We start from the raw sequence: 25,019 nt of genomic DNA on the forward strand, positions 1-25,019 counted from the left end.
GGCCATCGTCGCCCACATCGAGGCCCACAACACCGCCGGCAAGGCCTTCGTGTGGACCAAGTCGGCGGATGAGATCCTCGAACGGGTAGCGGCTGCTTGTGAACGTATTTCTAACTCGGGACACTAGGATCCACTGGATCTTCTCACCCTCGGCGTTGAGGATGTGCGAGAGACCCATCTCCTCCATGGCGATCGAGACGAGGACGAGGGACGCGACGTCTTCGCGCTGGAAATCGGGGAGGTTGTTGAACGCGGGGATCGTGACGTTGCTCATGGTAATTCTCCTCCTCGTATATGTAATGACCCGCGGCGTCCGGCCACCATTGAGCCGTTTCGTTCATCGCCGCGGTCACTAGCAATGACGAACGAGCTGTCGTTTCCGTGAGCAAAGAATAGACGTCCGCTCGACGTTTTCCTGGGCCGCTATCGGCATCCGACGCGGACGGACGTGGTTGCTTGCGTCGACGATTTAATGTCGATTGGCGAATCGATATTGACGAGATCGATCCTCCAACGAATCATCGGATAAATTTCACTTACCTGCGCGCGCTCGAACGGCGCGTCGCGTCGAATGGAGGTCGCTCATGGTGGGGGAGAACCAGAGCTTCACGCGTGCCGCTTTTCAAGAGGCGTGGTCGCAATCCGAGCCGCAGCTCCGGAAGCTCTGCTTTCGCTGGACGGGAAGGGATCCCGAGGCCGCGCGCGACGCCCTCGGCACGGTCGCCGTGCTCGCCATGGAGGCGCTCGCGCAGCACCGCGCCGACATCTCGAATGTGCGCGCCTGGCTGACCCGGCTCGCGCGGAACGCTTGCGTCGACATCCACCGGGAGCGCGCGATCAAAAGGAGGGCGATCGAGCGGCTCACGATCGAAGGGGCGATCGAATCGGCGCACGCGGAGTCCCCCGAGGCCGAGCAGATCGGGCGCGAGCTCGACGTGCTCCTGAGGAGGGCCATCGAAGGCTTGCCGCCCGGGCTCGCCGAGACCGCGAAGCTCCGTCTCGTCGAGGAAGAGCCCTACGAGGACATCGCCGGCGAGCTGTCGCTCTCGCCCGAGACTGTACGAAAGCGTATTCAGGACGCGCGAACGCGTTTACGCAACGAGCTCGCGACGCACATCGACGAGGCGAGGACCCGCGGAATCACGCGCCGGGTGGAGAGCCGTCTTTCCACCCGTTGATGCATACGGCCCGGGCCGGATCTGCTTGATACGGCCCGGGCCGGATATGACATTCCATGTCCCATTTTACCCCGATTCCAGCGCACAACGCGTCTCGCCTTGGTGTTACATGGGCCGATACTCCTTTGCTTGTCCGATCGGGAGGCTTATGATGACGACCACGCCGGGTCCTGGATTCCTCACCGCGAACGAGGCCGTAGCTTTCCTTGCCGTCAAGCGTTCGACGCTCTACACGTACGTGAGCCGAGGCCTCGTGCGAAGCGTCCCGTGCCCCGGGGGGCGCGGTAGGTATTATCTGCGCGAGGACGTCGAGCGATTGAAAGCGCGGAGCGAAGCGCACGCCGGCAGGTCCGGGCCCGATTCCGACGTGGAGCGGAGCTCGTCCCGGACGTTCATCACACAGATGTCCCCCGAGGGGCCTCGTTATCGAGGGCACGCCGTCGTCGAGCTCGTCGGCGAGGGCATTTCGTTCGAGGCCGTGGCCGAGCTCCTCTGGACCGGGAGGCTCCCCTCGTACGAGGCGCGAGATTTGGCCGGGCCCGCGTTCGACGAGGAGCGGCGCGAGGTCGTTTCGATTTTACGCCGGACGTGCGACGCGCTCGCGCTCCTCTCCTTGACGTCGGCGCCCCTCGACGTGGTGCGCCTCGGCCTCCTCTTCTGGGCATTGCAACGGCACGGGAAACCCAGCCCGGACCCTGGAGCGAGCCTCGTCGAGGCGCGCGCGCTGCTCCGGCTCGTCGCCGCATTGCCTGCCACCTGCCGCGGCGCCAGGCGCTCGGATTGCCGTCGGGCGCGCCGGCCGCCATTCTCGCCGTCGGCCGCGTGGCCGGGCTCGTCGCGCACGTCCTCGAAGCGGAAAACCGCTATTGACGCGCGAGCGCCTCGAACCAGGGCCGGAGCGGGCGCGTCCCTCGCGCCTCGGCCACCGAATCCGTGGTCGTGACGGCCGCGACGAATTCCAGCATATCGGACAGGCGCGGGTGCGGTAGCCGGAGCGCGGCGCTCCAGAACCGGAACACGCCCGGCGGCACGTGCATGATTCGCGGCTTCTTGCCCACGACCTCGAATGCCATCCGCATGATCTCCTCGCGGGTCCATACCTCCGGCCCGCCCACGGGGACGAGCTCCGGACCTTCCTCGACCACGGAGACCATCGCCTCGGCGACGCAGATGGGGTGCACCGGGTTTGCCTTCGCCGTCCCGTCTCCGGCCACGGAGCCGAACCCCATGCGGGCCATGCGGATCAGATCGCCGAGCGCCGAATAAATCCCGGTTGGCCGAACGAACGAACACGAAAGGCCCGAGCCGCGGAGCATGTCCTCCGTGTCGAGGTGCGCCCGCATGTACCGCGTGTGATCGTATCCGGGACCGGGGTGCGCCGACAGATACACGAAACGTTTGGCCGAGGCCCGGAGCGAAGCGTCGAGGAGATTCTGGTGGGCGACGAGGTCCACGTCGCGGAAGGCGCGACGCTCGCTCATCCCGAGCGCCACGTTCGCGCCGAGGCACGACACGACGACGTCGATCCCCGCGAGCGCCTCGCCGAGCGAATCGGCCCGCGTCGCGTCCCCGAGGACGACCTCGCTCGCGAGCGGGCGGATCTTTTTGGCGTTCTTCGCGCTCCGGGAGAACGTGCGCACGAAATGGCCGCGCTCGCGGAGCAGCCGCAGGACCTCGGAGCCGACGGCGCCGGTCGCGCCGGCAAGGAGAATACGCGGTTGACCCATGGAAACCCCCTCTCGACTCTCAGAAGAATGCGCGGCTCACTCGCTCGTCGCCCGGATCCCGAACCGGGCCATCAATCGCTGCAAATGCCTTCGATCCACGCCCGCCTCGCGCGCCGCGCGCGAGACGTTGCCGCCCGATTGCGCGAGGATTGCCTCCACGTAGGCCCGCTCGAAGCGCTCCACCCAGGCGTCCTTCGCCTCGTGATACGGCAGCTTCAGGAGGTTTGCCTCGACGCCGCTCGCGTGCGTCGTGTCCTTCGGGGCCTCGGGGCTCGGCGGGGCCTCGGCCTTTCGCTCCTCGGCCCGCGGGCTCACCGCAGGCTCGCCCGGCGCGGCGAAGGCGCCGAGCACGGCCCAGCGCTCCACGATGTTGCGCAGCTCCCGCACGTTGCCCGGGAAATCGTAGCGAGACAGCATTGCGATCGCCGTCTCGTCGAGCCGCGCGCACGGCGGGAGCCCCGACGCCGCGCGCCGCCGCGCGAGCTCGTCCTGGATGTGATCCACGAGCAGCCGGAGGTCCTCGATCCGCGTCCGCAGCGGCGGCACCCGCACGATCACCACCGCGAGCCGATAGTAGAGATCCTGCCGGAACCGCCCCGCCTGCACCTCGCGCGCGAGCGATCGATTCGTCGCCGCCACGATGCGCACGTCGACCGAGCGCGAGCGATCCGAGCCCACGGCCTTCACCTCGCGCCGTTCGAGCGCGCGGAGCAGCTTCGCCTGCATGTCGAGCGGCAGCTCGCCGACCTCGTCGAGGAAGATCGTCCCCCGATCCGCCGCCAAGAACGCGCCCGGCCGCTCGCGTACCGCGCCCGTGAACGCGCCCTTCTCGTGCCCGAAGAGCTCGCTCTCCAGGAGCTCCCGCGGAATGGCCCCGCAGTTCACCGCGACGAACGCGCCGGCGCGCCCGCTCGCCTCGTGCAAGCCCTCGGCCGCGAGCTCCTTGCCCGTGCCCGTCTCGCCTTCGAGCAGCACCGTGAGGTCACTCGCGGCCACGCGCTCGAGCAGCGCGAACATCTCGCGCATCGCGGGGCTCGCGCCGAGCATGCGGCCGAAGCGCGCGCGGGGGCTGATCTCCTGCTCCACCGTCTCCGCGAGCGGTTCGAGGCGCAGCACGCTGTTGCCGAGGCGCACGAGCGTGTCGTCGGTGATGGCCACGCGCTCGATGCGCAGGTCGCCCACGAACGTGCCGTTCGTCGAGCCGAAGTCCGTGAGCGAGAAGCCGTGCGGCCCGAGGCGCACGGCGAGGTGCTCGCGCGAGACGGCCGGGTCGCGCAAGGTCACGTCGACATCGGGGCTACTTCCCACGCGCACCTCGTCCTGCGCGAAGACGTGCGCGGCGCCCTGGTCGCGCGCGTCGGGCGCGTCGACGACGACCACGCGCAGCTTGCGGATGCGACGCACCGAGGGGCCGCTCGTCGCGTCGATCACCTCGGTCACGGGCCGCCGGCCGCTCGAACCGCTCGGGGCGCTGCCGAGCAACCTCGTCCTGCTCTCGCCGTCGCTCATGGCTCGCGCTCCTCCGCTTCCTCGTCTTCGTTGTTGGTCGCGCCCTTCTTCGGGGCGACGAGCACCACGTGCTCATTCGGGCGCACGCGGAGCGTGTACTCGCGCCGCGCGCCCTTCGGTAGCACGACGGCGACCGTGTGATCACCGCTCCTGAGCTCCAGCCTTCCATCTGCGGGCAAGGCCACTTTCTCCCCGTCGACCTCGACGTAGGCGCGCCGCGGCACGACCCCGGCGAGCGAGACGGAGCCGCGCGGGTTGCGCGGCGGGAGGCGCGCCGAGAATTGCCCCAGCGCGAAGAGCAGCACGGCGCCGAGCGCCACGGAAAGGTACACGCCGGGCGAGCGTCGCGGCGGCGGCGCGGGGCGGGGCGAAGGCGCGGGCTGCGCGGGCGGCGGGGTCTTTTCGGACAAACCTCGCGCCTCGGGCGCCGGCAGCCGGACGAGGGCCGCTCGCTCCTCGGCGGGGCGCGCGCGATGCGCCTCGACGCGCGCGGTGAGCGCCTCCCGATCGAGCGGGAGCGCCGCGAGGCCCTGCGCGATCGACGCGATCGTCGGCCTCCGTGCGGGGTCCCGCGCGAGCGCCGCCGAGAGACCCGGCACGCGCGCCTCCCACGCGGAGAGCTCCCGCGGCGGCTCCCCGCGCGCGCCCGCCGACGCGAGGTCGTCCTCGGGGAAGATGTGCCGCCCGAGCGCGCACTCGGCCACCACCACGGCCCATCCGTACACGTCGCTCGCGGCGCTCGCCTCGCCGGGCAGCGCTGCCTCCGGGGCCAGATAGCCCGGCGTTCCCGCGACCTCGGGGCGCGCCTCGCCCGCGCGCCTCGCGAGGCCGAGGTCGACGAGCTTCGCCTCGCCCGTCTCGTCGATCATCACGTTCGAGGCGGCGAGATCGCCGTGCACCCAGCCTTTTTCGTGCAGCGCCGCGAGCGCCCGCGCCACGTCGAGCGCCGCCGCGCGCACCGCGCCTTCCGGCATCGGCTCCGGGCCCCCGACGAGCTCGTCGAGCGGCGCGCCGCGCACGTGCTCGATGGCCACGTACGGCAGGCCCGCGAGCTCGCCGCGCGCCGCGAGGGCGGGGAGCGCCGAGGCGCGCACCTCCGCGAGCACCTCGCCCTCGCGCTGGATGGCCTGCGCGGCGCGGCCCGAGGCGCGTTCGCCCAGCACGGGCCGCTTCAGCACGAACGTCTGGCCGCTCCGGTCGCCGAGCCGGACGGCGACGAGCACGTCCGACATCGCCCGCCGCGCGAGGAGCTGCACGAGGAGAAAGTCGCCGAAGAGCTCGGGCACGAACGGCGCGGGCACGGGCGGAGGGTAGCCGAGAACGGCCCCCGGCGGACACCTTCGCGCGGGAGCCGGGAACCTTCCGCCTCGCGCGGCGTCCACACCCGGCACACACGGGGCCGCTCCGCAGGCGTGATCCGGCCCGAGGAAGGTCGTCATGCGTCGTTTTCGTCCTCTCGTCGCGGCCCACACCCTCGTGCTCCTCGCGAGCCTCTCTGGATGCCTCGCCGCGCCCGACGAGGTCGACGCCGACAAGGCCCCGCCCGCCGCCACCCGCGGCGCCCCCGCCATTCTCGAAACGGCCTCCGCCATCCGCGAGGACGACTTCATTCAAGACGAGACGAAGCCCGCGGCCCTCGCCGCGCCCCGCGGCTTCGGCACGATCACGGGACGCCTTCCGGGCACGAGCACCGTCGTCCCCGGCGTGCGCCTGCGGGCGCATTCGGTGCGCGTGACCATTCGCGACGGATTCGCTCGTACCGAGATCGAAGAGGAGCTCGCGAACGACACGCCCACGGTCCTCGAAGGCCGCTACGTCTTCCCGCTCCCACCCGACGCGAGTTTGTCGCGGCTCGCGCTTTGGGTGGGCGACGAGCTCGTCGAGGGCGAGATGGTCGAGCGCGAGCGCGCGGCGCGCATTTTCCAGGGCATCGTCGACGACACGGTGCGCCCGCGCGACCCGGCGCTGCTCGAATGGACGCAGAACAGCTCGTTTTCGCTGAAGATCTTCCCGATGCCGGCGCGCGGCAGCCGCAAGGTGATCCTCGCGTATGACGAGGTCCTTCCCGTGACGAAGGGCGTCGCGCGGTACACGTATCCGCTCTCGCTCGGCGAGGATCGCGCGGTCCGGATGGATTCGTTCCGCGTGCACGTCACGGTCGAGGACGCGGGCGGCGTGGCGACCGAGGCGAAGGTCCTCGGGCATCCGGCCTCGCTCCGCACCGAGGCGGGCCGCCTCGAAGCCGATTTTCAGGCGGATTCATTTGTCCCCAATGCAGATTTCATCCTCGAATTCCCGCGCCTGCAGGCGGAGATCCTGCCCGTCGCGGTCGAGGGCGGCGGCGACGGCCGTGGGTTTTTCGCGGTCCGCGTCCCGATCCCGGCGGCGCCCGAGGCGAGCGCCCTCGCGCCGCGGAACGAAAAGGTGATCGTCCTCGACGCGAGCCACGGCGTCACGCGCGAGGGCCTCTCCGCCGAGGTCACGGTCGCCGAGACGATGCTGCGCCGATTGCAAGGAGGCGAGCGGTTCGCCGTCCTCCTTTGCGACTCCGCATGCGTCTCCTACCCCGAGCGTGGCCTTTCCGCGAAGAGCGAGACTTCGCTCGCCGAGGCCGAGCGATTCTTGCACGAGCGCGCGCCACAAGGCGCCTCGGACCTCGCCTCGGCCCTCGTGTCCGCGATTTCGCGCGTCGAGACGCAGGGCCGCGGGCAGGTCGTGTATCTCGGGGACGGCGCGCCCTCCGCGGGCGAGCTCGAGGTGGATTCGATCGCCGCGCGGGTTCGCCCGGTCCTCTCGGACAAACAGGCCGAGCTCCGCCTCTTCGGCGCGGGTCCGTCCATTGACGAGCTCGTCCTCGGCGGGCTCGCCGAGGAGCTCTCGGCCACGTACGAGCGGATCGCGGCGGGCAGCGGCTCGCTCGCGCAGCGCGCGCTCGTGCTCGCGAAGGGCCTCGACGTCCCGCTCCTCACGAATGCACGCATGACGTTGCCGGCGGGGTTCGTCGACGTTTTTCCGCGCAAGCTCCCGGCCTTGCGCGCCGGAGAGGAGATCGTCCTCGTGGGCCGCATGGCCGGAGCGCCCTCGGCCGAGAGCGCGTCCGTGGAGCTCGCGGGTGAATTCGATGGCATGCACGTCCTCGACGCGCGAACGTTATCGTTCACCGCGGCGCCGGGCGCCGATCGAAAGGTCGTCGCGCGGCGCTGGGCCACGGCGCGCATCCGCGAGCTCGGCCGGGGCGGGGATGACGACGCGGCCAAGGAGACGGTCGCGCTCTCCAAACAATATCACGTGCAGAGCCGCCTGACCTCGCTGCTCGTCCTGGAGAACGACCGCATGTTCGCCGCATTCGGCATTCCCCGCACGCAGGGCAAATCGGGTCTCTCCTCCGAGGTCGAGACCAGCCGCGGGCGCCTCGGCGGGGCCTCGCCCGATCCGATCGGCGATTCGTTCGGCACGGGCGGCCTCGGTTTGTCCGGGGTCGGCGAGGGCGGGAGCGGGAGCGGGCAGGGGTTTGGCTCGGGCCATGGAAGGCTCGGGTCCATCGGTCACGGGAGCGGAATGGGGAGCCACGCGACCCACGCGCCCACCGTCCGCATGGGCTCGACGTCGGTGAGCGGCCGGATGCCGCCCGAGGTCATCCAGCGCATCGTGCGGCAGAATTTCGGGCGCTTCCGCCTTTGCTACGAGAATGGCCTTCGGTCGAACCCGGACCTCACGGGCCGCGTGGTCGCGCGGTTCGTCATCGGCCGCGACGGCGCGGTCGCGTCCGTGGCCAATGGCGGCAGCGATCTCCCGAATGCGGACGTCGTCGCCTGCGTGCTCCGCGCCTTCCGGGGCCTCGCGTTCCCGCAGCCGGAGGGCGGCGTCGTGACCGTGAATTATCCGGTCATCTTCTCGCCCGGCGGCGGCAGCGCGCCCTCTTGGCACGCCTTTCGCGGCTTGCGTGATTGGGGCGTTTCGTCCTGGATCGGCAAGGCGGACGAGGCCTGGCGCAGCGCCGGGGCGGACTCGCTCGAAAAGCTCGAAAAGGCCTCCCTGGAGGCGCCGGAGAGCCGCCGGTCACGCGAGGCGTGGGTCACCGGCCTGCTCGCGCGCGGTCGATTCGAGGAGGCGCTCCGCGAGGCCTCGAAATACGTCGAGCTCGACCCCGACCGCGCCCGCGCGCACGAGCTCCATGCAGAGGCTGCGGCCGCGCTCGCCGAGGACGACGCCGCGCTCGTCGCGCTCGATACCCAGGTCGAGCTCGACCCGTCCAACGCGTCGGCCCACAAGCGCGCGGCCCGGGCCTTCGAAGCGTCCGGCGACGAGCGCCGCGCCTGCGCGCATTTCCGCTCCTATGCCGAGCTGCGCCCGCTCGACCTCGACGGCGTGTACGAGGCGCTCCGCTGCCGCGCGCGCGTGCTCGGGGAGCGAGAGGCCGTGCTCGCGACCCTTGCGGCCGAGAAACACCTGACCAAGCCCCTCATCTCCTTGCGGGATGCCCTCGAAAAGGGCGAGACGCCCGGCTATGCGGCAGGGGAGCCCGGCGGCGAACCAATCTCGGTCAAGCTCACCTGCGCGGCGGGCGTCGAGGGTTGTCCCCGGGTCGTCGTGATCGACCCGGCAGGCCGCGTCACCACGCCGATCGTGCCGGGGACGGGCCGCTCGGGCGCATCGTGGATTGCGGCGTCCGCGTCGGGCGGGACGTATCGTGTCCTCGTGACCGGCGGCCTCCCGGCGGCGAAGGGCGAGCTCGTGGTGCGTCTCGACGACACGACCAAGAAGTTCGAGGTGCGAGGCGGGGAGGGCGCGCGGACGGCGGCGGTGATTTCGGTCGATCCGTGACGGTTCGCTGAAAAGGAAAAGGCCGCGTCTCCCGGGGAGCGCGGCCTTTTTCGTCAGGAAGGCAATCGAATCAGATGACCTCGGCGCTCCGGTACGGATGCGAATCGTCCGTCGGCGGCTTGGCGCCCTTCTTCGCGGGGACCAGGCCCGCGGCCCGCGTCGCCACGAGGCTGCCGATCGCCACGAGCACCACGACCGCCTGCACGATCCCGCCGATCACCGGCAAGAGGCCCGTCAGCACGAAGAGCGCACAACCGAGCGCGAGGTGGGCATATTCGTTCTTCGTCTTGTGCCCGATGAGCGCGCGGCCCACGACCTCGAGCACCGCGCACATCGCCGCGAAGACCCCGAAGACCCCCGCCAGAAGCCCCACCACCGCGACCGGAATGCCGACCACCGTGATGCAAAGCGCCACGAGGAGCGCCACCGCGCCGAGCGAGCCCACGATACCGAGCGCGAACGAGCGCATCGGCCGGGCCGCGATCTCCACCTTGAGCGACTCCGCGCGCTTCGTGAAGAGCGCAATCAAGACTGCGCCGAGCGCGAAGAGCAGCGCCCCGCCCGTCATCGATTCGCTGACCTCACGCATGAAGTGCTGCGCGTTCGACGGTTCGTCGTCCTTTTCCTCCGCCTTGATGCGCGTCGAGACGTCGCCCCCGACGACCGCCCCCTCTTCGCGCTCGAGCTTCCCGCCCACGATCTGCGAATCGCCGTCGAGGCGTGCGCCCTTCTTCACGTGCACCGAGCCGCCCATCACCTGCACGTCGCCCATCACGTGCGCGCCCGGCTCGAGCGTCACCGTCCCACCCGCGACCTCCACGTCGCCCGTGACGATGCCCTTCACCGTGAGCGTGCCGCCGATCAAATGGACGTCCTTGACGACCTCGTCCTTCTCGATCACGAGGCTTTGCCCCACCACGTCGCGATCCTTGCCCTCGCCCTTCCCGTGCGCCGCCGCGCCGCTGCTCGGCGCGGCCGCAGGCGCGTCCCCCGAAACGTTTGGCGGGGCAGGCGGTGCGGGCGGCACGGGCGGCACCGCGGGCAAGGGCGGCACGGGCGGCACGGGCGGCACCGCGGGCGCGGCCTCCGCGCTCTTCGCGGCAGGGGCGCGGGAAATCGAGATCAACGTGCCGTCGCGGCGGGCGACGTATTCACCACCTTCGAGCAGGAGCGACAGGACCTTGTCGGCAGGCTGGTCCTTGACGTGCAGCGAGGCGGGCTCCGTGGACGGCGCGTGAATCACGACGCTCCAGCCCGCGGCCTCCGCGAGGCGCTTGATCGCGTCTTCCTGCGGCACGCGCTCGACGTCGAGGCTGATTTTCTTCTCGTCCGCCGGCCATTCGCCTTGCTTCTCGACCGCCGCGAGCGACGGCGCCGCCATCGTCAATGCAGAGAGCAAGAACGCGAGCCCAGAGAGCCTTCGACCAGCCATTTCACACGCCTCCTTCTTGCGCCAAATCGTTCGTGGACCCCGGACGCGACATGCGCGATACGACGAGGCCCGAAATCATGAGCACCCCGGACGCCGCGAACGCGAGCGTCGGGAACCATTCACTCCTCGAGACGAGGACCGCGCTTCGCATCAGCATGAGCACGGCCCGCCCGATCGCCCCGAGCAAGGTCGGGACACGGGCAATTTCATCCAGAATCGCCGGCAGCGCGCCGAGCATCGCCAAAAGGAGCGCGCCGAGCACCGCGCGCTTCGGCAGCGTCGCGAGTCCGCGCACGGACGCAGGGGCCTTCGCCACCGCGGTCGCGTGCTCCTTCACGGGCGCATGCACCGGCGCGAACGACGGCTCCGCGAGCTCCGCGAGCAATTCGCCCGCGTGCGTCGAGAGCAGCGCCTCCGCGCCGAGGCGCTGTGCGCAATGATCACAACCGTCGAGGTGAGACAGGGCATCCGTCGGGACGATCCCCGCTTCTCCGTCGGCGACACTCGAGAGCACGACATCCGTCACGTGTCCGTCGTGTTGCCAGGCCAGATCCGGCGGGAGTTTGTCGAGATCGTCCATCGTCGCCACCGTCATTCCTCTCGTGTCACCCCGTCAACGCTTGGGGCTCTGCTCCGCAAGCGGAGCTGCGCCCCAAACCCCATCATTCACCGACCGTCTCCGCGAGCAGCCGCCGGCCGCGCGCGAGCCACGTCGCAACGGTCCCGAGCGGGACCCCGAGGCGCTTGCAAATATCCTGGTATCCAAGCCCCTCGACGTGGAACATCACGAGCGCGCGCCGCTGCTCCTCGGGGAGCGAGCCGAGCGCTCGCTCGAGGCGCGTCGCTCGCTCGGCGCTCGCCGTGCGCTCCTCCGGACCCGGCGAAGGGTCCGGCACCCAGTCGAGCCACGCCGTCGTCGTGGCGTCGTCGGAGGTAATCTCCATCCGCGCCTCGACCCGCCGCGTGCGCTTGCGGCTCCGCAGCGCGTCGAGCGCCACGTGCCGCGCGATGCCGACCACCCACGGACGGAGTGGCTCTCCGTCACGCAGGCGGCTCCGGCCCTCGAGGGCGCGGGAGAGCGCCTCGTGCGTACAATCCTCGACGTCCGGGTGGTTCCGGCGTTCGCCGAGGACACATGCCACCACGGCCACGACGATCTGTCGTAGCGAAGCAGTCTCCTCCGGTGAGACGGCCGCCGGTGGGGGCGGCGCCTTCGGGCCGGGGACGTTGGGCATCATGGGTGCGTGCTGCATCCTCGCCGCCCTGTTCGGCGGAGCGGGGGGAGAAATTTCGAGCCCCCGATTTTTTTCTCGCCGGCGCCCGGATCCCGCCACGTCCGCGGCCGATCGGCGGGGCTTGCGTCGTGGAGAAAACCGAGGCGGAATACGCCCCATGTGGTTCCGCACGACCCCTTCGGATCTCTCGTACGTCGACAGCGCCCCGCAGCGCATCGCGAACGTCGTGACGATCGACGCGAGCCCCGAGCGCGTCTTCGATCTGTTCGCCACCGGCGAGCGGCAAGAGGTGTGGTTTCAGGACTTCGTCGCCTGCCGGTGGACGAGCCCGGAGCCGCACGCGGTGGGGACGACGCGCGAGATCGAGCTGAAGACGCTGACCGTGAAGGAGCGTTTCCTCGCCTGGGATCGCGGGCAGCGGCTCGCGTTCTCGATCGACGAGATCACGCTGCCGATCGTGAAGCAAATGCTGGAGGACCTGCGGTTCGAGCCGCTCGACGGGGGCCGGCGGACGCGGCTCGTCTGGCACGTGTTCTACACGCCGGCGCTCGTCATGAAGCCCGTGCACGGGGTGGCGCGGGCGGTGTTTTCGCAGATGTTCCGGCGCTCGGCCGAGAAGCTCCAGCGGTTCGCCGAGCAGAACCCGTAGGCGTGGGTCAGAGGGCGGTGATCACGACCGGCGTGGCTTTCCCATTGCCGTCGCCGGGCCGGACGCCGCCCCAGCCCTCGGGCAGGGCGGGCTCGGTCCATTGAAAGAGGAAATGCCCGTCCTCGGGGGAGACGTTCACGCACTCGGCGCTCTTCGGGTTGCCGAAATCCTCGTGCCAGTACGCGACGTGCATCGCGAGCGGGGCGCGGAGGTACTGGATGTTCGGGACCTCCGAGATCCAGAGCATCTTCGGCGGCCATTCCTTGTCCGGTGACATGACGGCGACGCGGTCCTTCCACTCGATCGGGAAGATGCCGGTCTTCGTCATCGAATGGACATAAGGGTCGTAGCCGGGGATCGGGGCGCCGCCCTTGCCGGGGGAGAACATCGTCGCGTAGACGGGTTTGTCGCCCTCGTAGGCCGTGAGCGTGCCGGGGTTGATCTTGACCTCGATCCACTTTTCGCCCGGTTTGACCGAGCGCGGGAGTTTTTTCGCGGGCCGCGAGACCGTGACGCTGTCGGCGAGGATGAACGCGCCGGGCTCGTTTCGGAGCGCGAGGTACGCCTTCTTGCCGACGGTGACGCGCTCCGTGACCTGGACGTAGCTCTTCGGCGGAATGGTTTGTCCAGAAGCAACCATTTTCCCGTCTTCGCCGCGGGTATAACGGGGGATGGGCTCCTGCTTGCGGTTCCAGGCGAGCGGGAGGCGCACGTCCTTGCCGAGGTGCACGCCGTGGAAGGCGGTGCGGCGGAAGGGGCGCATGCGGTCGGCCGGGACGAGCATGAGGTCGGGCGTGACGAGCCAGGTGCGGCCCTCGGCCTCGAAGGCCCGCGCGTACGCGAGCATCGAGCCGTTCGGGATGACGCGCCAGACGAGCTTCGCGGGGTCGTAGGCGCCATTGCCGGAGACGGAGCGCTGGCCATTCGCGAAGATCGAGAAGACCGGGTCGGTCGCGCGGATGCGGTCGCGCTCGTCGCGGCTGATGAGCTCCTCGTGCCCGCGCGACCACTCGGCGAGCTGCACGAACGTGCCCGGCGCGCCGAAGCTCCTCTCGGCTTTCTCCTGCTCGGCCTTCGTCGGGATGCGGCTGTACATGGGCGCGCCGTTCGAGAAGGCATATCGATACGGCATGACGGCGTCCTCGCGCGGCGCGAGCTCGGCGAGGGCGCGGTAATACGGATCGTTCAGATCGAGCGTGGTCTTGCGAGGATCGAGGCAGATGTAGCCGCGGGGGGCGACCTTGTAATACCCGCGGGGGCAATTTTTCCCCTCGACGGGCTCGTTCGAAAGGAGCGTGACGCTCGTGCCCATGCGCACGTATCCGAGCGGCAATCCCTCGGGCACGGGGCGTTTGTAGATGTAAGCCTGATCCGCAATCGCCCCGATGCGCGGCCGCTCCGCCTGCGCGGGTGTGGGCGCGGGCGAGGGCTCGGTCTTGGCGGAGGCGAAGAGGAAAGCGGGGTCGTCCGCGTCCTCGGGCTCGTCCTCGGCGATCCAGGGGTTTTTCGCGTCGTCTTCGCGCGGGTTGCGCGCGGCGGGCGCCTCGGAAGCGAAGGTCTGCCTCTCCCGTGCTTGCGCCTCGGGCGTCGGGCGGGGGATTCGCTGGAGCTCCGGGACGAGGCGATCGGTATGCGGCGCGGGCTCCTGCGCGGGTGCGCACGAGGAGATCAGGAGGAGGACGAGCGGAAGGGCACGGCCTTCGAGCTTCATGGTTCGAAGGGTACCGTGCGTGTTTCAAGGGAGGCAAAGATCGGTCGATCCTGTCTGGATCCAGGCCGAAAAGTGCGGCTCCTTCCCTTGCCGGTCGGGGCGGGGTAGCCTGGGCGTTGGTCGGGCGACGTCGGTCGGGCCCGGCGCTCTCGGTCGCGAGCGGAGAATCAATGTTCAGGAAGTCGACGGGGCTTTCGTTTTTCACGGCCATCCTCCTCGGGGCCGCGCATGTGTCCGGACAACCCTCCGCCGCGGACAAGGCGGTCGCGGACAAGCTCTTCGACGAGGGCAGGGCGATGCTCGACCAGAACCGGCTGCCGGAGGCGTGCCTGAAGTTCGCGGAGAGCGATCGATACGATCCATCGGTGGGGACGCGGCTCAACCTGGGGGATTGTCACGAGCGGCAAGGAAAGACGGCGAGCGCGTACGGTCACTTCGGGGACGCGGCGCGGCTCGCGCGGGAGCGGGGGGACAAGTCGCGGGAGGCGGTGGCGGAGGAGCGACGGCAGGCGCTCGAGAAGAAGCTGTCGCGGATCCGGATCACGGCGCGGCCCGGCGCGGCCGGGCTCGAGGTGTTGCTCGACGGCAAGGTGCTGGGGGCGGCGGTGTTCGGGACGGCGCTTCCGGTGGATCCGGGGAGCCACGTGGTGGAGGCGCGGGCGCCGGGGAGGAGCGGGTTTCACGAGGAGAAGGTGGTGCCAGCGGGGCCGGCGACGGTGGAGGTGGTGATCCCGGAGCTCGGGGCGGTCGCGCCGGCGGAGAAGAAGGACGCGGTGGAGGCGCGGGAGACGCGGTGGTCGACGCTGCGCGGGGTGGGGTTCGCGACGGGGATCGCGGGGGTCGTGGGGATCGGGGTGGGGGCGGGGTTCGGGGCGGCGGCGCTGCAGAAGAACGCGGCGTCGAAGGAGAAGTGCGACGCGGGGGATCCGACGCGGTGCTCGCCGGAGGGGTACTCGTTGCGGAACGCGGCGGGTTTCAGCGCGGATGTGTCGACGGTGCTGCTGGGGATCGGCGGGGGGGTGCTCGCGACGGGGATCGTGCTGTTCGTGGTGGGCGGGAACGAGCCTGCGGCGCTGGCGGAGCGCGCGTGGGTCGTGCCGGTGGTGGGGCGAGGGAGCTTCGGCGTGAGCGCCGGGATGGAGTTTTGAGATGCGAACGCGAGGGACGATGTGGATGCCGGGTCTCGTGGGCCTGGTGGTGGTGAGCGGGTACGGGTGCAAGCAGATCATCGGCTGGGAGCCGGCGACGATCTGGGAGCCGGATGCGGGAGAAGGCGGAGGCGGGTCGGGAGGGATCGGTGGAGACGGGGGCGCCGGCGGGAGTGGGGGCGTCGGTGGGAGCGGGGGTGTTGGAGGGAGTGGAGGGGTCGGCGGGGCGCCGCCGGAGTGCATGGATGCGGGTGACTGTCAAGGGGAAGCGAACCAGACGGCCGCCTGCGAGATGGGGAAGTGCGTGTACACGTGCGAGACGGGGTGGGGGGATTGCACGGCGGCGCCAGGGTGCGAGACGGACCTGGGGGCGACGAAGGCGCATTGCGGGACGTGTGGGAATGCGTGTGCGGCGTTTTGTAAGGCGGGGAGTTGTAATGATCCGGTCAGTGTGGCGGGGGGGTTCTACCATAACTGCGCCATCTTGAAAGATGGGCAGGTTTATTGCTGGGGTAGGAATGAAAAAGGAGAGGTGGGAGTCGATGCACCCATTCTGAGCAAAACTCCGGTCAAAGTGTCGTTGCCTGCGCCGGGAACGGCGACGCAGGTGGATGGCGGAGGAAACTCCGGCGGCACATACAATGCGCGAAGTTGCGCTATCCTTACAGGTGGCAGTGTTGCATGCTGGGGTGACGGTAACGGTGTACCAGCGAAGGTCTCGGGTCTGGCGAACATCAAGCAGATCTCCGTCGGCAACTCCCACACGTGTGCAGTAGACACTGGTGGGAAACTGTACTGTTGGGGCGGAAATTCCGACGGCCAAATTGGAACGGGAGACACGGGTTACAAGTCCCTGCCCGTGCAGGTCTCCACCAATGTCGCTTATGTTACTGCCGGGGGCTCACACACCTGCGCGATGAAGAATGGCGGCTCGCTCCAGTGCTGGGGGGACAACACGCGAGGCCAGTTGGGTATCAATTCGACAATGGATCAGTCGGTGCCCACCGCAGTGTCGAACATCGTATCCGTAGAACAAGTTCAGTGCGGTCAGGACCATACCTGTGCACGTGATGCCTCGGACATTTATTGTTGGGGCGCCAATGTGTTTGGCTCTCTTGGCATCAACTCTTTCGAGCAAAAGCTGACGCCGCAATTGGTCGACCTCGCGGGGGCACAGACCATTGCACTTGGGTTTGGCAACACTGGAGCCATCGTCGCCTCCTCCGTGTGGATGTGGGGCAACAATAGCGCAGGTAAGCTGGGTAATGGCAATCAGGCTAACCAGCCGAAGCCGGTACAGATTGGGCTATCGGGAGTGACGGCATTGACGCTCGCCAGCTCGTCTTCTTGCGCACTGTTGACCGATGGATCAATCCAGTGCTGGGGCGATAACACCTACGGTCAATTGGGGAATGGAACGACCGTAAGTAGTTCTACGCCGACAACGGTCGCCTGGCCCTAGGGATTGGGCGCGCCGCTACCGCCACCGACCTCGTACTTGAGCTCCACGTCCTCGACGTAGGTGCCGACGAAGGGGCTGGTTTCCGTGCAGCTCGGGACCTTGTCGCCGCAGGTCGAGCCCGAGCAGGAATACGACGTCTTCTTCACCGCCTCACCCGAGATCGCATTCCCGTCGGTGATAACGTTGACGTTCGTCGTGACGGTCGTGGTGCGCTTCGAGCCGGTCCCGTCCGGGACGTCGTACTGCACGTCGACCACCTTGCCCGAGAACGTGAACCCTTCGTCCGACTCCGCGCCTTCGAGCGTAATGGAGCCCGTGTCGAGGTAGATCTTGTCCTCGATGCTGGCGTAGATGATCCACGTGCCCGTGCCGCGCAGGGTCGAGCTGTCATTCTCCTCGTTCGGCGGCGGATCCGTATCCGGATACCAGCACCCACTATTCGAATCCGTCTCCCCGAACGAAACCCGGTAGATCCACGTATCCCCCGGGGACACCCCGCACCCCGTCAGCCCGGCAAGCGCCGCGACGCAAGGAAGCGCTCGGAGCAAGCTCTTTCCGAAATCCATGGCTTTTTCTCCTCAGTTCAAAGCTGCCGGACCGTCAGCCCCCCGTCCCCCTCCTCCATCACGCGTGTGGTCAACCCAACGTCCTCCAGTAGTGTGAGGATGCTCAGTGAGTCGAACCTGCGTGTGTTGAGAGAGCCGATCGTCCACAACTTTTTTCAGGCGAACGATACATCGCCCACGCGGACAAACGGAACCTTTTCTGAAGTGAGGCGTCTCGCAGAAAGATCCACCGCGATGTTGCTTGCATCACCGCCAACGAACCGGCGACCCAGCTTGGCTGCCGCTACGAGTGTGGTCCCGCTTCCACACATCAGGTCCGCCACCGTCGCGCCCTCCCGGCTCGACGCCCGCACGATGCGCTCCAGCAGTCGCTCCGGCTTCTGCGTCGGGTACCCCGTGCCTTCGACGCGCAGCGGCGTGTTCGCCACCATCGCAGGTACGTCCGTCCAAACACTGCCGAGCCTCCGGCCCTCGTCCGCGTAGTACCGGTACGTCCGGCCGTTCACCACACGCTCGCGGTAAAGGCGTCCCGCCTCGTCCTGGTGCCGGAAGTGCATCGTCAGGCTCGTCGCCGCGTACGGCTCACGCAAGATCGGGTCGCTCGCGTTGTAGACGACCTCCTTCCGCTCCCGCGCATCCCGCACGTACAGCAAGAGCGTCTGGTGCGTGACCGTGAACCCACGCGCGCCGCGGCTGCCATTGCCAGGCGTCCAGATGACCTCGCCCAGGAACGCGCCCCGGCCAAAGAGGCGATCACACGCGACCTTCACCTCGTGCACGGTGCGATGATCGAGGTGCACGTAGATCGTGGCGCCATGGCTCATCCGCCCGCGGATCACCTCGAGCCGCGGCAGGAGCATCGCCACGAGGCTCTCCGGATCGTAACGATCCTCGTACGCCACCGGGCCGCCCGACGCCTGCTTCTTGCCCCGGGTTTGTCCGAGCGCCGTGCGCGCCGTCATCGACGTGCCCACGCCATACGGAGGGTCGAGGTAGACGAGGTCGAACGAGACGTCCGGCGCGAGCGCGGCGCAGACGTCCGCCGCGTCGCCGTGCGCGAGGAGGTTCATCGCGTCCCGGCCTCTGCTTCAGGCTTGCCCGGGAGAAGACCGTCGAGCAGCGCCGCGAGCGCCTCCGCGTCGCTCCACGGTTCGAGCGCGAGCGGCGCGGGCAGCCACGGCCACGCAGGCCCGTGGCCCTCGCAGCCCGCCACCGCCTCGGACGGCGTGCACGCGACGCGGAGGTGGATGTGATCGTCGTGCGGCGCGCTGTCCTTCGGCTGGAGCAAGACGTTCTCCGCGCGCCAGACGAGGTCCGGATCCTCGCCCCGCGCCCGCGCATGCTCGATGAGGAGCGCTTCGAGCCAGCGCGCGAGGAAGAGCCACTCGACGTCCGCCTCGGGCGAGCTGACGAGCGCCTTCACGAGCTGCCAGTTGCGCTCGGTGTCGAAGCGGACGAACGGGAGGCGTTTGTCCTCGGTCTCGGCGAGGCCGTCCGCGCCGAACCGGACGAACCCGGGGCTCGGGATGGAGCGGCCGTCGGGCGTCGTGCAGTAGAGGAGCAAGTCGACGTCGCGACCCGTGCGATGCGAGCGATGCCCGTTGCGGAAGCCGCCCTGGCGGTTCGAGAGATCCCCGACGAGCAGCGGCGCGCCCGGGCGCAGGGCCGCGACCTCGCGCGCGGCGTGCTTGACCGTCCCGACGAGGCGCGGCGTGCCGTACCGAGCGCTCGAGTTGCGCAGCAGCCGATACCCGGGGCCACGCTCGGGCAGCGCCCTCGCGCCCGTGAGCACGCCCGCGTGGGGCAAACCCACGGACCCGGACAAACCCGGCGCGAGCGGCGTCGGCGTGCCCATGCACGCGACGAGCAGGAGCGCGAGCGCGGCACAAACCACGAGGAGGGAAGCGCGAGGACGCATGACGAGAGGAAGACGGAAGGCCGCGCCGAAGCGCCGCGCGCATGGAAGCATCGGACGACGTTCGCGGGAAGGGGCCACGCGGCCTTGCGGGGTCGCATGCGCGAGGCCACGATCGAGGTTGCATGGAAGAGCTGTTCCGCAGTGAGTTCGCGATCGTCACGCGGGAACCGGGGTTCATCCGCGTGCGGCGGACCACGGCGCCGATGGCCGTGGTCGGCGTGAGCGCGATCCTCGAACGGACGGCGAGCGAGTTTCGCCTCATCCTCCCGCTCCGCGAACGCAAGAGCCTCGGGGTGCTGCTCGACACGCGGCAAGCCCCGATGCTGGCCGACGACGCGGCGATGGATATCGTTCGCCCGCTCATGTACGAGGTCCTCGCGGGCTTCCCCCGGAGCGCGATCCTCGTGAAGACCGCGATCGGGAAGCTGCAGGCCACGCGCAGGACACGCGAGGAGGCAGGCCAAGGCAGGCCCCAGGTCCCCGTGTTCGACGACGAGGCCGCGGCGATCGCGCACGTACGCGGCGAGGAGCTCCCCGCGCCGCCGCCGCGCTCGTCACCGAAGCGCTAGCGAGCGGCGGCGCGCGGGAGGCGTGATCAGAAGCAGGGACCGGCGCAGCTCTGCGCGACGCAGTTCGACCACTGCGTGCAGAGGTTGCCGGTGCAGCACTGCTGCTGGCAGCTCGCGGGCGTGCCGCCGCCGACGGTGCAGCGCTGGTAGCAGCTCATGCTCGACGCGCACTGCGGGTTCGTGAGGCAGTTCTCGGTCTGCGCGCAGCAGCTCCCCACGATGCACTGCGAGCAAGGCGTGCCGCCCGGATCGAGGCTGCACGTGCCCGCGTCGACGGGCGGCACGCCGCAGTGGCCGCCGTTGCACACGAGGCCGACGCAGCACTGCGGATCGCTCACGCAGTTCGATCCCGTGGGCAAACACGAGCCCGCGCCGCAGACGCCGTTCTGGCAGACGTTCGTGCAGCACTCGTCCGCCCCGTTGCAGGGGAAGCCGTCGAGCTTGCACTGCGCGGCGCCGCAGACGCCGTTCGTGCAGACGCCGGAGCAGCACTCGGCGGGCCCGAAGCAGGAGAAGCCGTCGGGCTGGCACTGGCTGAAGCCGCAGGTGAAGAAGTTCGGATCGCAGAAGCTCGAGCAGCAGTCGAAGCCGTTGTCGCAGAAGAAGCCGTCGGGCTGGCATTCGCCGGTGAAGCACACGCCGCCGTCGCAGAGGCCGGAGCAGCAGTCGCTCGGGACGTTGCAACCGAAGCCGTTCGGCATGCACGCGCCGAGGCCGCAGGTGCTCGACAGCGGATCGCAGATGCCCGCGCAGCACTCGAAGTCGTTGACGCAGAAGATGCCGTCGGGCGTGCAGCCGCCGAAGCTGCAGGAGAAGGTCGAGAGGTCGCAGAAGCTCGAGCAGCACTCGAAGTCGTTCTGGCAGAAGAAGCCCTCGGGCTGGCACTGGCCGAAGCCGCAGAGGTTGGTGTTCGGGTTGCAGAACTGCGAGCAGCACTCGAGGTCGCTCAGGCAGAACTGGCCGTCGGTCTGGCACTGGCCGAAGCCGCAGCGCTGGCTCTGCGGGTCGCAGAAGCCCGAGCAGCACTCGAAGTCGTTCTGGCAGAAGGTGCTGTCGGGCAGGCACTGGCCGGTGCCGCAGCGGTGCGTGTTCGGATCGCAGAAGCCCGCGCAGCACTGGCCCGACGCGGTGCACGCGGCGCCGTCGATCTTGCAGGTGCCGCCGCCGCAGATGCCGCCCTCGCAAATGTTGGAGCAGCAAGCACCGGGGGAGGCGCAGGCGGTGCCGTCCGGGCCGCACTGCAGGAAGTTGCAGACGCCGCCGGGGCAGGCGCCGGAGCAGCACTCGGCGGCGACCTGGCAAGGCGCGCCGTTCGGGTTGCAGAAGCCGGGGCCGCAGACGCCCTCGGTGCAGAGGCCGGAGCAGCACTGCGAGGGGTTCGTACAGACGAACCCGTCCTGCTGGCAGGCGGAGCCGCAGACGTTCTGGTTGCAGGCGCCGCCGCAGCAGTCGACGTTGGAGAAGCAGGTGGCGCCCTGGGGCTTGCAGATGGGGGGGCCGCAGAAGCCGCTCGTACACTGGAAGCCGCAGCAATCCTCGGGGCCGTCGCAGGCGAAGCCGTCGGGCTTGCACTCGATGCCGCCGCAGAAGCCCTGCCAGCACTCGAGGTCGCAGCAGTCGCCGTTCTCGGTGCAGGCGAGGCCGTTCGGCGTGCACTCCACGCCGCCGCAGAAGCCGTTCAGGCAGTCGAGGTCGCAGCAGTCGACGGTGGTCTCGCAGGCGCTGCCGACGGGCTTGCAGATCTGCTCGGGTCTGCAGACCTCGTCGATGCAGAGGAAGCCGTCGCAGCAGTCGCCGGGCAGGCCGCAGCTCTCGCCGAGCGCGCCGCAGGTCGCGCTGCCGCCCGTGGCGTAGGCGTCGAAGTCCCCGGTCCGCGAGCCGCACGAGGCGAACGTCAGGACCGACACGAGGACGAGGGCGAACGCGCACACGGCGCGCGCGGCAAGCGAAGGACGCATGCGCGGATTTTAGGGGGCGAGGTGCGGAACCGGGAAGAAATCGTGCCCCGTTGCATGGGCGATGCGCGCGGCGCAAGATGGCCCGCATGGCGTCTCCTGCGCGGAAGAGCAAGCCGGCGACGATCGAGGACCTGCTCGCGATTCCCGAGGAGGAGCGCCGGCACGAGATCATCGATGGGGAGCTCGTGCAGAAGGCGCAGCCGAGCTTCACGCACGGACGCGGGCAGGCGCGACTCGGTGCTCGGATCAGCGATCCCTATGATCGCCCCTCCGGCCGTCGTGGGCCCGGCGGTTGGTGGATTGTCGTCGACGTCGAGATTGAGCTGGCTCCCAACGAGATCTACCGGCCCGATCTCGTCGGTTGGCGTCGTGATCGTGTTCCCGAGCCGCCCAAGGAGTGGCCCGTCCGCATCCGCCCGGACTGGGTTTGCGAAGTCTTGTCCCCGAACAACCGCTCGAACGATAGAGTCAGGAAGTACCGTAAGTACCATCGGTACGCGCTTCCGCATTACTGGCTCCTCGACCCGATCGACGAGACACTGACCGTCTTTCGATGGACCGAGCCGGGGTATCTCGTGGCGCTCATCGCCGAGCGCGGCGAGCGCGTCCGCGCCGAACCCTTCGAGGCCGTCGAGCTCGACATCGACGAGCTTTTCGGCGACGCCGACGAGGACGAGCCCACCGAAGGCTAGTCGCTCGTCCCGACAAACGTTTTTCCTCCCGCAGCCACCCCATGCCCCCGATCTCCCCGAAAATCTCGCCGAAATCCTCCCCGAAAGACCCGACCGAGCCCCGCGATTCCGGCAGCGGGCTCGCGGGCGCGGCGCTCGCGGCGTTCGTCATCGCGATCGTCATCGTCGGCGTGCGGTACTGGGGCCGCGGCGGCGAGCCCAACGCGGGGCCGCCGGGCGCGGATGCCGGGGAGACGGACGCGGCCGTCGTCGAGGCCAAACCCACGCCGCCGCGGTGCACGGCCGTCTCGGCCGAGCCGTACGTCGTCGGGGAGCCGCAGGCCACGAAGCCGCCCAAGGCCCCGGATGCCGGGGAAGGCGACGAGGAAGAGGAGTTCGACGAGCTCGCGCCGTTCGCCGTGGAGCTCGGGCGCGGGACGACGTTCGAGGGCGGGTTCGCCGTGGGCGCGCTGCGCGACGGGGAGGGCGGGTCCGTGGCCATGATCGCGACGCTCGGCCTCGACGGGCGCGGCGGCAAGCTCGTGCGGCTCGGGCGCAGCCGCGGGGACTTCGATGCGCCGACCGTGAGCGGGTACAAGGGCTCGGTGCTCGCGGCGATGCTCGAGCCGAACGCGGGCGGTCGCTCGATCCGCCTCGCGCGGGTCAGCGGCGAGCAGGTGACGTGGGGGCCGGAGCTCGGCGAGGGGCGGGACGAGTCGCTCGCCGTGGACCTCGCCGCGTCGGGCGCGGGCGCCGTCGTGGTCTGGGACGACGTGACCAAGGACGGCAAGCAGACGATGGTGATGCTCGCCCCGTTCGACCCGGAGACGATGAAGGCGAAGGGCGAGCCGCGACCCGTGTCGCCGCCGAAGCAGGACGCGGAGACGCCGCGGCTCGCGCCCCGGCCGGGCGGCCACTGGCTCGCGTACGTGGTCGTGGGCGCGGCGCGCAAGCCCAAGGACGAGGATACGGGGCTCGTGGGGGAGGCGATCGCGCCGCGGTGGATCGAGGTGGTGCCGCTCGACGAGCACGGCGCGGCGGTCGCGCTGCCGCGCGCCGTGACCCCGAAGGACGGGCACGCGCTCGCCTTCGACGTCGAGCCGAGCGAGGACGGGGGGATGGTCGTGACGTACCGGGACGACGACACGCCGAGCGGGTCGAGCGGCGGACGCGTCATGAGCGTGTGGGTGCGTTTGTCCGGGGTGGGGGAGGCGAGGCTGCTCACCGAGGAGCCGACCTCGGCCGGCGTGCCGGACCTCATGCCGGGCTGGCTGTCGGTCTCGTCGCTGTCAGGGGCGACGCGGATCGGCACGATGACGCCGCGGGGCGAGCTCGTGGGCGAGCTCCGGCCGGAGCCGGTGCTCGGCAACGGGGAGGTCCTGGCCGCGACGCGGGCGGCGCTGCTCGTGGCGCGGCCGGCCGGCAAGGCGATGAAGCTCTCCGTGATGCAGTGCGCCCCGGACGAACCCGGGGTCGCGGACGCGGGTTTGGAGGCCGGAACCCCCCCGCCCTGACGGGTCCACAAAGATTTTTTGGACGATCGGCCTTTTCAACACATTAGGGCCAGCGTGGGAGACTCTATCCAACGCCCGCCCTCGCGCCGCCAACTCAAACCTCGCGTCGAGATCCTGTACGAGCTGTTCCTGGGGGATGTGCGTGACCGCCTCTCCAGCCTGGGGCTGCACGGGGATGACCTCGACGAGCTCGTCCAGATCGTCTACTCGGTCGCAAACCGACGGGCCGCGGTGATCCCGCGGAACGACGAAGCGGCTAGACGCTGGCTCATGGAAGTAGCCCGGAAGCAGGTATCGAACTTCCGGAAGCTCTACCGACACGCCTACGAGGTCCTCGATCCGGGGGCGGTCGCCGAGGCGATCGCCGAACCGGTGGACCCGGAGCGGTATCACGCGACGATCGCGCTCGTGCAGGCCGCCGCGCGGCTCATGCCGGCCGAGGAGCGGGAGATCCTGCTCCGGCACGACGTGGAGGGCGAGACCCTGCACGAGATCGCGAAGTGGCTGGGGCTCAAGAAGAGCGGCGCGCACGTGCGGGTGCAGCAGGCCCGGGCGCGGTTCGTCGAGAAGCTCGCCCTCGTCGAGGCGCAGCGGCCGGGCCGGAGGCGCAAGCGCCGGTTCGTCCCGGTGTGGTTCGCGGGCGTCCTCCTCGGGGTTTGGCGGTGGCTCCGCGGAAAACGCTGGCGGCTGCCGAGGGCCCGCTAGAACATCGATCGGTTTACAACCGCTCGATGTTCTAGCTCTTTTGTCCCGAGGGGGACGCCTCGCGTCCCCCTCTCGGCCAGGCGGAGCCCGGCCGATTCACCCCCCTGTCCCGAGGGGGACGCCTCGCGTCCCCCTCTCGGCCAGGCGGAGCCCGGCCGATTCACCCCCCGAGGCGAGCTCGCTTCGCGATCTCGCAGAGCATCGAACTATTCGATGCTCTAGCCGAGCCCCTCTCCCTCGCGG

At 69.6% G+C, this 25,019-nt stretch carries 21 protein-coding genes and 1 pseudogene; 10 read left to right on the top strand and 12 right to left on the bottom strand.

All coding sequences use genetic code 11. The features are described from left to right. Window positions 1-274, bottom strand: a pseudogene (locus tag QHF85_RS46455) (hypothetical protein); the annotation flags it as partial. A 310-nt stretch (window positions 275-584) separates the two neighbouring features. On the opposite strand from QHF85_RS46455, the gene QHF85_RS46460 reads away from it, so the two are divergent. Together QHF85_RS46460 and QHF85_RS46465 are read left to right on the top strand one after the other, a co-directional pair. Beyond that, on the top strand, window positions 585-1,178 hold the full coding sequence (locus tag QHF85_RS46460; protein ID WP_281333962.1) for a sigma-70 family RNA polymerase sigma factor: 594 nt from the start codon (window positions 585-587) through the stop codon (window positions 1,176-1,178). A 148-nt stretch (window positions 1,179-1,326) separates the two neighbouring features. Beyond that, window positions 1,327-2,121, top strand: a complete 795-nt coding sequence (locus tag QHF85_RS46465) for a citrate synthase (RefSeq protein WP_281333963.1) — start codon at window positions 1,327-1,329, stop codon at window positions 2,119-2,121. On the opposite strand, the gene QHF85_RS46470 is transcribed toward QHF85_RS46465, so the two are convergent. Genes QHF85_RS46470 through QHF85_RS46480 form a run of 3 tightly spaced genes read right to left on the bottom strand, consistent with a single transcriptional unit; the run spans window position 2,042 to window position 5,715 of the window. Continuing rightward, the gene (locus tag QHF85_RS46470) at window positions 2,042-2,905 is read right to left on the bottom strand and encodes an NAD(P)H-binding protein (protein ID WP_281333964.1); all 864 of its coding nucleotides are present in this window, start codon (window positions 2,903-2,905) and stop codon (window positions 2,042-2,044) included. The genes QHF85_RS46465 and QHF85_RS46470 overlap by 80 nt on opposite strands. Window positions 2,906-2,941: 36 nt before the next feature. Continuing rightward, complete coding sequence (locus tag QHF85_RS46475) at window positions 2,942-4,414, bottom strand: sigma 54-interacting transcriptional regulator (RefSeq protein WP_281333965.1); 1,473 nt, start codon at window positions 4,412-4,414, stop codon at window positions 2,942-2,944. Further along, window positions 4,411-5,715 carry a serine/threonine-protein kinase gene (locus QHF85_RS46480; RefSeq protein ID WP_281333966.1) on the bottom strand — a complete coding sequence of 435 codons (1,305 nt, stop codon included), beginning with the start codon at window positions 5,713-5,715 and terminating at the stop codon, window positions 4,411-4,413. Before QHF85_RS46480 ends, QHF85_RS46475 begins: the two co-directional genes overlap by 4 nt. A gap of 136 nt (window positions 5,716-5,851) precedes the next feature. On the opposite strand from QHF85_RS46480, the gene QHF85_RS46485 reads away from it, so the two are divergent. After that, window positions 5,852-9,238, top strand: a complete 3,387-nt coding sequence (locus tag QHF85_RS46485; RefSeq protein ID WP_281333967.1) for an AgmX/PglI C-terminal domain-containing protein — start codon at window positions 5,852-5,854, stop codon at window positions 9,236-9,238. Between the two features lie 70 nt (window positions 9,239-9,308). On the opposite strand, the gene QHF85_RS46490 is transcribed toward QHF85_RS46485, so the two are convergent. From QHF85_RS46490 to QHF85_RS46500, 3 genes are all read right to left on the bottom strand, one after another. After that, complete coding sequence (locus tag QHF85_RS46490; protein WP_281333968.1) at window positions 9,309-10,670, bottom strand: polymer-forming cytoskeletal protein; 1,362 nt, start codon at window positions 10,668-10,670, stop codon at window positions 9,309-9,311. Window position 10,671: 1 nt separating this feature from the next. Continuing rightward, window positions 10,672-11,259 (bottom strand): hypothetical protein, encoded by a 588-nt coding sequence (locus QHF85_RS46495; RefSeq protein WP_281333969.1) that lies wholly within the window; start codon window positions 11,257-11,259, stop codon window positions 10,672-10,674. 73 nt (window positions 11,260-11,332) lie between these two features. Next, window positions 11,333-11,908, bottom strand: a complete 576-nt coding sequence (locus QHF85_RS46500) for an RNA polymerase sigma factor (RefSeq protein ID WP_281333970.1) — start codon at window positions 11,906-11,908, stop codon at window positions 11,333-11,335. Window positions 11,909-12,062: 154 nt separating this feature from the next. On the opposite strand from QHF85_RS46500, the gene QHF85_RS46505 reads away from it, so the two are divergent. Then, on the top strand, window positions 12,063-12,554 hold the full coding sequence (locus tag QHF85_RS46505; protein ID WP_281333971.1) for an SRPBCC family protein: 492 nt from the start codon (window positions 12,063-12,065) through the stop codon (window positions 12,552-12,554). Between the two features lie 7 nt (window positions 12,555-12,561). Here QHF85_RS46505 and QHF85_RS46510 read toward each other — a convergent pair whose 3' ends face one another. Further along, window positions 12,562-14,265: a hypothetical protein gene (locus tag QHF85_RS46510; RefSeq protein ID WP_281333972.1), complete on the bottom strand. Its 1,704-nt coding sequence runs from the start codon at window positions 14,263-14,265 to the stop codon at window positions 12,562-12,564. A 170-nt stretch (window positions 14,266-14,435) separates the two neighbouring features. Here QHF85_RS46510 and QHF85_RS46515 point away from each other — a divergent pair, with 170 nt between their 5' ends. Together QHF85_RS46515 and QHF85_RS46520 are read left to right on the top strand one after the other, a co-directional pair. After that, window positions 14,436-15,413, top strand: a complete 978-nt coding sequence (locus tag QHF85_RS46515; RefSeq protein ID WP_281333973.1) for a hypothetical protein — start codon at window positions 14,436-14,438, stop codon at window positions 15,411-15,413. A gap of 292 nt (window positions 15,414-15,705) precedes the next feature. Next, complete coding sequence (locus QHF85_RS46520) at window positions 15,706-16,875, top strand: hypothetical protein (protein WP_281333982.1); 1,170 nt, start codon at window positions 15,706-15,708, stop codon at window positions 16,873-16,875. On the opposite strand, the gene QHF85_RS46525 is transcribed toward QHF85_RS46520, so the two are convergent. From QHF85_RS46525 to QHF85_RS46535, 3 genes are all read right to left on the bottom strand, one after another. Then, window positions 16,872-17,441 carry a hypothetical protein gene (locus tag QHF85_RS46525; protein WP_281333974.1) on the bottom strand — a complete coding sequence of 190 codons (570 nt, stop codon included), beginning with the start codon at window positions 17,439-17,441 and terminating at the stop codon, window positions 16,872-16,874. The two genes, QHF85_RS46520 and QHF85_RS46525, sit on opposite strands and share 4 nt — an antisense overlap. Before the next feature lie 155 nt (window positions 17,442-17,596). Then, the gene (locus QHF85_RS46530; protein ID WP_281333975.1) at window positions 17,597-18,511 is read right to left on the bottom strand and encodes a site-specific DNA-methyltransferase; all 915 of its coding nucleotides are present in this window, start codon (window positions 18,509-18,511) and stop codon (window positions 17,597-17,599) included. Beyond that, window positions 18,508-19,359, bottom strand: a complete 852-nt coding sequence (locus QHF85_RS46535; RefSeq protein ID WP_281333976.1) for a penicillin-insensitive murein endopeptidase — start codon at window positions 19,357-19,359, stop codon at window positions 18,508-18,510. The genes QHF85_RS46530 and QHF85_RS46535 overlap by 4 nt, the downstream gene beginning before the upstream one ends. Before the next feature lie 122 nt (window positions 19,360-19,481). On the opposite strand from QHF85_RS46535, the gene QHF85_RS46540 reads away from it, so the two are divergent. After that, a complete protein-coding gene (locus tag QHF85_RS46540) occupies window positions 19,482-19,928 on the top strand; it encodes a hypothetical protein (RefSeq protein ID WP_281333977.1) in 447 nt (148 codons plus the stop codon). Between the two features lie 26 nt (window positions 19,929-19,954). Here the strand turns inward: QHF85_RS46540 and QHF85_RS46545 are convergent, their stop codons facing one another. Beyond that, window positions 19,955-21,886 (bottom strand): hypothetical protein, encoded by a 1,932-nt coding sequence (locus QHF85_RS46545; RefSeq protein WP_281333978.1) that lies wholly within the window; start codon window positions 21,884-21,886, stop codon window positions 19,955-19,957. Between the two features lie 86 nt (window positions 21,887-21,972). Between QHF85_RS46545 and QHF85_RS46550 the strand changes: the two genes are divergently transcribed. From QHF85_RS46550 to QHF85_RS46560, 3 genes are all read left to right on the top strand, one after another. Next, window positions 21,973-22,578 (top strand): Uma2 family endonuclease, encoded by a 606-nt coding sequence (locus tag QHF85_RS46550; RefSeq protein ID WP_281333979.1) that lies wholly within the window; start codon window positions 21,973-21,975, stop codon window positions 22,576-22,578. A gap of 41 nt (window positions 22,579-22,619) precedes the next feature. Beyond that, window positions 22,620-24,071: a hypothetical protein gene (locus QHF85_RS46555; RefSeq protein ID WP_281333980.1), complete on the top strand. Its 1,452-nt coding sequence runs from the start codon at window positions 22,620-22,622 to the stop codon at window positions 24,069-24,071. Between the two features lie 138 nt (window positions 24,072-24,209). Beyond that, window positions 24,210-24,776 (top strand): sigma-70 family RNA polymerase sigma factor, encoded by a 567-nt coding sequence (locus QHF85_RS46560; RefSeq protein ID WP_281333981.1) that lies wholly within the window; start codon window positions 24,210-24,212, stop codon window positions 24,774-24,776. Window positions 24,777-25,019 lie beyond the last annotated feature (243 nt).

Source organism: Polyangium sp. 6x1 (genome assembly GCF_029946515.1).
Lineage (GTDB): Bacteria > Myxococcota_A > Polyangia > Polyangiales > Polyangiaceae > Polyangium.

Excerpts from the sequence above, each read along its gene's own strand:
- QHF85_RS46460 (WP_281333962.1), top strand. The coding sequence starts at position 585 with ATGGTGGGGGAGAACCAGAGCTTCACGCGTGCCGCTTTTCAAGAGGCG.
- QHF85_RS46465 (WP_281333963.1), top strand. The coding sequence starts at position 1,327 with ATGATGACGACCACGCCGGGTCCTGGATTCCTCACCGCGAACGAGGCC.
- QHF85_RS46470 (WP_281333964.1), bottom strand. The coding sequence starts at position 2,905 with ATGGGTCAACCGCGTATTCTCCTTGCCGGCGCGACCGGCGCCGTCGGC.
- QHF85_RS46475 (WP_281333965.1), bottom strand. The coding sequence starts at position 4,414 with ATGAGCGACGGCGAGAGCAGGACGAGGTTGCTCGGCAGCGCCCCGAGC.
- QHF85_RS46485 (WP_281333967.1), top strand. The coding sequence starts at position 5,852 with ATGCGTCGTTTTCGTCCTCTCGTCGCGGCCCACACCCTCGTGCTCCTC.
- QHF85_RS46490 (WP_281333968.1), bottom strand. The coding sequence starts at position 10,670 with ATGGCTGGTCGAAGGCTCTCTGGGCTCGCGTTCTTGCTCTCTGCATTG.
- QHF85_RS46500 (WP_281333970.1), bottom strand. The coding sequence starts at position 11,908 with ATGATGCCCAACGTCCCCGGCCCGAAGGCGCCGCCCCCACCGGCGGCC.
- QHF85_RS46505 (WP_281333971.1), top strand. The coding sequence starts at position 12,063 with ATGTGGTTCCGCACGACCCCTTCGGATCTCTCGTACGTCGACAGCGCC.
- QHF85_RS46510 (WP_281333972.1), bottom strand. The coding sequence starts at position 14,265 with ATGAAGCTCGAAGGCCGTGCCCTTCCGCTCGTCCTCCTCCTGATCTCC.
- QHF85_RS46515 (WP_281333973.1), top strand. The coding sequence starts at position 14,436 with ATGTTCAGGAAGTCGACGGGGCTTTCGTTTTTCACGGCCATCCTCCTC.
- QHF85_RS46520 (WP_281333982.1), top strand. The coding sequence starts at position 15,706 with ATGGGGAAGTGCGTGTACACGTGCGAGACGGGGTGGGGGGATTGCACG.
- QHF85_RS46525 (WP_281333974.1), bottom strand. The coding sequence starts at position 17,441 with ATGGATTTCGGAAAGAGCTTGCTCCGAGCGCTTCCTTGCGTCGCGGCG.
- QHF85_RS46530 (WP_281333975.1), bottom strand. The coding sequence starts at position 18,511 with ATGAACCTCCTCGCGCACGGCGACGCGGCGGACGTCTGCGCCGCGCTC.
- QHF85_RS46535 (WP_281333976.1), bottom strand. The coding sequence starts at position 19,359 with ATGCGTCCTCGCGCTTCCCTCCTCGTGGTTTGTGCCGCGCTCGCGCTC.
- QHF85_RS46540 (WP_281333977.1), top strand. The coding sequence starts at position 19,482 with ATGGAAGAGCTGTTCCGCAGTGAGTTCGCGATCGTCACGCGGGAACCG.
- QHF85_RS46545 (WP_281333978.1), bottom strand. The coding sequence starts at position 21,886 with ATGCGTCCTTCGCTTGCCGCGCGCGCCGTGTGCGCGTTCGCCCTCGTC.
- QHF85_RS46550 (WP_281333979.1), top strand. The coding sequence starts at position 21,973 with ATGGCGTCTCCTGCGCGGAAGAGCAAGCCGGCGACGATCGAGGACCTG.
- QHF85_RS46555 (WP_281333980.1), top strand. The coding sequence starts at position 22,620 with ATGCCCCCGATCTCCCCGAAAATCTCGCCGAAATCCTCCCCGAAAGAC.